The organism is Actinomadura geliboluensis, from assembly GCF_005889745.1.
Taxonomy (GTDB): Bacteria; Actinomycetota; Actinomycetes; order Streptosporangiales; family Streptosporangiaceae; genus Spirillospora; species Spirillospora geliboluensis.
The window spans coordinates 1-5,508 of record NZ_VCKZ01000534.1; the positions used below are offsets into that span (position 1 = coordinate 1).

Annotated in this window: 5 protein-coding genes; all 5 read right to left on the minus strand. The window is 74.6% G+C overall.

What is annotated here, in order from left to right; genetic code table 11:
* Positions 1 to 10 precede the first annotated feature (10 nt).
* Positions 11 to 1,147, minus strand: a complete 1,137-nt coding sequence (locus ETD96_RS40595; protein ID WP_138641800.1) for an SseB family protein — start codon at positions 1,145 to 1,147, stop codon at positions 11 to 13.
* 64 nt (positions 1,148 to 1,211) lie between these two features.
* On the minus strand, positions 1,212 to 2,831 hold the full coding sequence (locus ETD96_RS40600) for an SseB family protein (RefSeq protein ID WP_240808571.1): 1,620 nt from the start codon (positions 2,829 to 2,831) through the stop codon (positions 1,212 to 1,214).
* 107 nt (positions 2,832 to 2,938) lie between these two features.
* Entirely contained in the window at positions 2,939 to 4,474 is a 1,536-nt protein-coding gene (locus tag ETD96_RS40605; RefSeq protein ID WP_171069482.1) for a hypothetical protein, read from the minus strand.
* A gap of 176 nt (positions 4,475 to 4,650) precedes the next feature.
* Entirely contained in the window at positions 4,651 to 4,899 is a 249-nt protein-coding gene (locus ETD96_RS40610) for a hypothetical protein (RefSeq protein ID WP_138641802.1), read from the minus strand.
* A 185-nt stretch (positions 4,900 to 5,084) separates the two neighbouring features.
* Positions 5,085 to 5,438, minus strand: a complete 354-nt coding sequence (locus ETD96_RS40615) for a cytochrome b/b6 domain-containing protein (RefSeq protein WP_138641803.1) — start codon at positions 5,436 to 5,438, stop codon at positions 5,085 to 5,087.
* Positions 5,439 to 5,508: the final 70 nt, after the last annotated feature.

A 5,508-nucleotide genomic window follows, 5' to 3' on the forward strand; every position in this document is an offset into this window, starting at 1 on the left:
CCCTTGCGGGTCAGTCGAAGAGGGACAGCGCCTCGCGCGTCGCGTCCCGGAGGCGGCCGTCGTCGGCGGGCGCGCGGCCGAGGACCCGCATGCCCTGGAACGGGCGGCGGCCGGTGCGGCGCGCGGCGTTCAGCACGCCCTCGTACGGCGGCTTGGCGGCCTGCGGCCGCGGCGGACGGAGGTCGGTGCGGGTGTCGGTGGGCGACGCGGCGTCGCGGGCCCGGCGGCGGGACGCGGGCCCCGCCACATGGACGTCCGTCGGCGCCGGCGGCGTCGGGGTGGCGGGCCTGCGCGGCTCCTCGGGTTCGAGGAGCGCCTTGGCGTCCAGGTAGGAGGCGCTGGGCAGGCCGGGGTTCACGGCGAGCTGCCATTCGGGGTGCGGCCAGCGGCGGGCGAGCTCGGCCAGCGTCGCCTCGCGGTGGTGGACGGCCTGGCCCTGCAGGGAGCGGTCCATGGCGCCGGGCGAGGTGAACGCCAGGACGAACGTGCCGTCCCCGAACTGGGCCGTGGCGAACTGGTGCCCGGCCGCGCCCGGCTCGCCCGGCGCGGGCAGGTAGAGGGTCGCGCGCGCGAGGAGTTCCAGGTAGCCGTGCTGGTCGCCGCGCTCACGCGCGTCGGTGAGGGCGTCCTCCAGGGCGGAGCCGGACGGCCTTGCGGGACGGGCGGAGGACGCGGCCCGCCGCGCCTCGTCCTCGGGCACGGCCAGTGGGATGCCGAGGCCGGGCAGGGCCAGCGGCCCGCCGTCCGGCCCGGCCTTGCTCGCCTGGTAGACCAGCTCCAGCGGGGACTCGATGCCGTACACGTCGCGGAAGGCGCCCACCATCTGCCCGGCGAGCAGCGCGCACGCCTCCAGGTGCTCGGCCGAGGTGCGGCCGCCGCGGTCGCGCCAGGTGTACCGGTCCCACCAGTTCTTGCGCTCCTCACCGTCCGGGGACTCCCAGCCGAGGGCGCTGAGCCGCCGCTCCTGCCGCGGGGCCAGCGGGCGGGGGAGGAACGCGCTGCCGACGGCCTCCGCGTCCAGCACGCCCTCGGAGCGCATCGCCTGCGCATAGGGCAGCCCGCTCGGCCCCTGCACGATGAGGAACGACTTGACCGGCAGCCGTGAAAGCTCCAGCGTCAGCCGTTTGGCGAAGTCGTTCCAGTCCACTCGGGATCCACTTTCACGTCCGCGGGGGCGAGGATGCCGTACTTGACGGTAGCCGAACGGTGCGTCACTCGGTCCAGGGTGCCGGGATGGCGTCGGCCCTTACCTGGGTCCAGACGCCGCCTATGGCGTCGTACACCGCGAGCGGTGTCTCGTCACCGTCACCGGCCGTCCGCCAGAGCCGGGTGCCGTGGGGCAGCCGCATGGGAGCGCCCGCAGGGCGCGGCTCAGGGGAGGGCGGCGTGCTCGGCGCGAGGTTCGCGGGCTGCTCCGGCGCTGGCCGGGGGGCCGGCGGCGGGTCGCTGCGCGGCTGGTCCTGGGGCCGCTGCTCCACTGGCGGCTGAACGTCCGGTGCACGGTCGTCGGACGGCTTGTCCACCGGCTTGTCCGCCGGCCTGTCAGCGGGCTTGTCCGTCGGTGCGCCGAGTGGAGGCGCGGCCGGTGCCGGTTCGCGTGCCTCGGGCTCGGCCGTGCCCGCCGCCAGCGCCGCCCGCAGATCGTCCACCGTGTACGGGTCGATCGCCGTATGCGAGTCGTCGTACGAGTCGCGCGGGTCGTCCGCGCCGGGCAGGTCGGGGACGGAACCGTTCAGGCCCGGGACGGAGCCGTTCAGCCCCGGCACCGAACCGTTCAGACCGGGGGCCGAGCCACCGGCGACGGGGTTCGGCCCGGAGAGCGCGGTGGGATCGACCCTCCCGTACGGGTTGGGCGGCTCCTCCGGGGTGGCGGGAGGCGTTTCCGGCCCGCCGCTCAGCCGGACGAGGGCGGACGAGTCGAGCAGCACCTCGCTGGGCAGCCCCCAGTTGATCGCCACCCGCCACGCCGGGTCCGGCCAGCCGGACGCCAGCCGCGCGAAGGTGGTGCGCCGGTACAGCCCGGGATGGCGGTCGCCGGTGCGCGCGAGGGCGCCCGGCGAGGTGAACACGGTGACGTGGGTGTCGCCGCCGATGGTGATGGTGGGGAACTCGGCGCGGTCGGGGTCCTCCACGGCGGAGGCGGTCGCGGGGAGCACGAGGTCGGCGCTCTCCAGCAGCCTGAAGTAGGTGGTGTTGTCCCCGTTCGCCTTGGCCTCGGCCAGGCGGGGCTCCAGCAGGTCGGCCTCCGCGCTCGGCAGCCCGTCCGTCGGCAGCGGCAGCGGCGTCCCCGCCGGGGGCAGGCCGGCCGGCTGCGCGCCGGCCTCGGGCAGGACCCCGCCGGACGCGGCGCGCCGCTTGTTCACCCTGGACGGGTCGGCGACGTCGATACCGAACCCGACGAGTTCGATGAGGCCGGTCCCGTGCCGGTGGAACGACTCGTAGACGAGGTCGGACGGGCGCCGGACGCCCTGGACGTCGCGCAGGGCCGTGACCATCACGTCGGCCAGCCGCGAGTAGTCGCCGTCCGTCACGCCGAGCATCCCGCCGGGGGCGCCGGCCTCGGGCAGCTCCGTCCACCAGTTGCGCGGCGCGGGGTCGGCGGGCGGGCGCCAGCCCGCGTCGCTCATGACCTCCTCGTCGGCCACCGTGAGCAGCAGCGGCCCGTCGAGGAAGTTGTTGCTCACGGCCTCGGCGTAGAGCCGGTCGGGCTCGCGCATGGCCTGGACGTAGTGACGGCTCTCCTCCCGCTCGCGCACGATGAGGATCGTGTCGCGCTCGAGCCCCGCCAGCTCACGTCCCAGCCGCCGGGCGAACTCGGACCACTCCAACAAGATCACTCCCTACGACCGGGGGCCGGCCCCCGGGCCCCGGAGACCCCGCGAGACCATGCCCGGGTCCCGATGATTGTCGTCGGGGACGCCGCGCGCAAACCGGGAGTTCACTCGGGCGGGGGTTCGTGACGAAGCACACGCAGCGCGTCGCGGAGCGCCTCCGGGGCGTGCCCGAAGCGGTCGAGGACGGCGATCAGCCTGTGCAGGATCTCGTGCCGTTCGTAGCCGACGTCCAGCAGCGCCTGGGCGGTCGTCCACAGCTGCGGGGGCCGGCCGTCCCACAGCCGCGCGGCGAGGCGCTCGTGCGCGTCGAGGTGGGCCTCGTCGGCGCCGGGATGCTCGAACTCCAGGATCGCGCGGCGGTCGTCCGGGTCGGACGGATCGAGTTTCGACAGGTCGATGAACCCGTGCCGGCCCGACCGCCGGTGGGTGCCCGACAGGAACGGCATCGCGAACGCGCGGCGCGGCAGCGCCTCCAGGTCGCCGTCGGGCAGCAGCCGCTTGACGAGGTCGCGGTCGAGGCCGAACGCGGCCGGGTCGCGGTAGGCGTCGGCGAACTTCGCGGTGGCGTCCCACAGCGCGTCCAGGGTGGCCCTGATGCCCTCCTCCGGGAGACCCGTTCGCCGCCCCGCCCAGCGGACCCACGCTCCCAGCACGTGCGGGACAGCCTCTTGTTCCGACGGGGACAGCAGAACCTTCCTCGGCAGCCAGTCGAGCAGGAACATCTCGCATTTGACGGGGGAGACCCGCAGCGGCCGGCCGAAGTCGTGGGTGCAGCCGTAGTCGATGATCCGGTCCACGCACCGGCTCGCCGCGGACAGGTCGGACAGCTCCTCCGCCTCGTCCGAGGCGAGGAACCGGGCCGCGATCGTGGCGCGCCTGTCCCGGCCGTACACCGGCGGCTGGGGCAGCCGCCCGCCGGGCGGAAGGATGTCCACGCGCGCGCGGACGAACGCGTGGTAGGTGCCGAAGGTGTCGTTCACCGGCGGGTCGTCGATGCCGTCGGTGAGCTCCAGGGCGCTCCGCAGCAGCGCCGCGGTGTCGGGGAGGTCGAGCTCCTCGAACCGCATCAGCGGGTTGTCGCGGCCGTCGCGGCGGCACCGGTCGAGGAGCGCGTCGACCCGCGAGGAGACCCAGGCGTCCCTGACCATGCCGCTCACCGGCGGCGCGGCCGGCGCGGCGGAGGCGAACGGGTCGCCGGACGGCAGGACGGCCCCGGCCTTGGTGCGGTCGACCACGATGACCAGGGCGTGCCGTTCGGCGCCGCCGTAGGTGTAGGTGCAGATGATGGAGTCCTGGTCGCCGTAGACGTCCCGGGAGACGAAGCACCCCTCCGGCTCCACCATCCCCACGCGGTCGGCCCATCCCGGCCGCGGGACGCCGCCGGCCATCAACTCCAGGGCCGCGCGCTCGGCCTTGGTCGCCTGCCGGGGCGTGCCCATGTAGGCCATCCCGGTCAGCAGGGCCAGCGCGGCGGGCGTGGCGGCGGCCCTGGCGTGGTCGACCAGCGCCTCGCCGATGACCTCCTCGACGTCGCCGTCCGGGAGCCGGTGCCCCCACCAGGAACCGAGGATCTCGCTGACGATCAGTTCCGCGTCCAGGGGGCTGCGCACGGCGAGGAGTTCGCGCGCGTGCTGCAGCATGCCGTCGAAGATGGCCGAGACCTCGTCCGGGGTGGTGTGGCCGTCCCGGGCCGGGTCCCCGGAGGAGCTGTTGCGGCTGCGGGGACTCACCCTTCTAGCCTCTCAGATCGCGCGCGCACGTTGGCCGGGACACGGCCGAACACCGGCGGGATCCGCGCCCTTTCCGCGCGGGCCGCTCAGCCGTCCACCGCTCCGCCGGGGGTGCGCCCGGACGGAGGCTCCGACTTCAGCACGCCGGTGAGGTGCTCACGCGCCATCCGCTCCACGCTGTCGGGTGTGGCGTCCAGCCCCAGGTGGTCCATGCATGCCTGGACGTCGTCCACGCACCGCCGGACCGCGTCCGAGGGGAAGGTGGTGAACTCGTCGCACAGGCGCCGTGCGAGCGCGTCGCGTGTCTCGATTTGGTGATCGGTCAGTGCAGGCATCTGCGCACACCTCCGGGCACGGGGTTCCGGCAGGCGGGGACGCCGCCGGCTGAGGCGAAGCGCGGCACGGACCGGCCCCGGCGGGGGGATTCCGTGGAAACCCCGCCTCGATGTCCCATTTCAGCGCTTTCACGGGAAGAGTCAAGACATGCCGAGGGTGGCGTTCGGCAAATTCTGGACGTCCCTCAGGCGCCCTCCCGGTGCCGCCCTTGCGATCCGGCGCCCTGCGGCTCGTCGCCGCGCGTCCGGGCATCGGCCCAGGCGGCGTGATGGCGCGCCGCCCAGCCGCGGTCCACCCGCCCTGTCAGCATCCCGGTGAGCGCTTCACGGTCCCGTAGCGCCTCCCACAGGTGCCCGGCTGTCACCACGACGACGACGAGGAAGAGCCAGTCGTGGACGAACGTGGCTCCCGTCCGCCACCGGTCGCCCCACGGGTCCGGGAACGTCATGATCTCGCCGGTGCCGAGCATGACGAGGATCGCGCCCGCCGTGAACGCCGCATTGAGCTTCTGCCCGGCGTTGAACTTGCCCACCTTCACGGCGAGGCCGAGGTCGGCCGCGAGCCGGCGGATCGCTGACCCGCTTCACCGGCCCGGCCGTGGTCATGGA

What these genes read in the sequence shown, in the direction of transcription:
- ETD96_RS40605 (WP_171069482.1), bottom strand. Translation starts at nt 4,474, where the DNA reads ATGCTGCAGCACGCGCGCGAACTCCTCGCCGTGCGCAGCCCCCTGGAC.
- ETD96_RS40610 (WP_138641802.1), bottom strand. Translation starts at nt 4,899, where the DNA reads ATGCCTGCACTGACCGATCACCAAATCGAGACACGCGACGCGCTCGCA.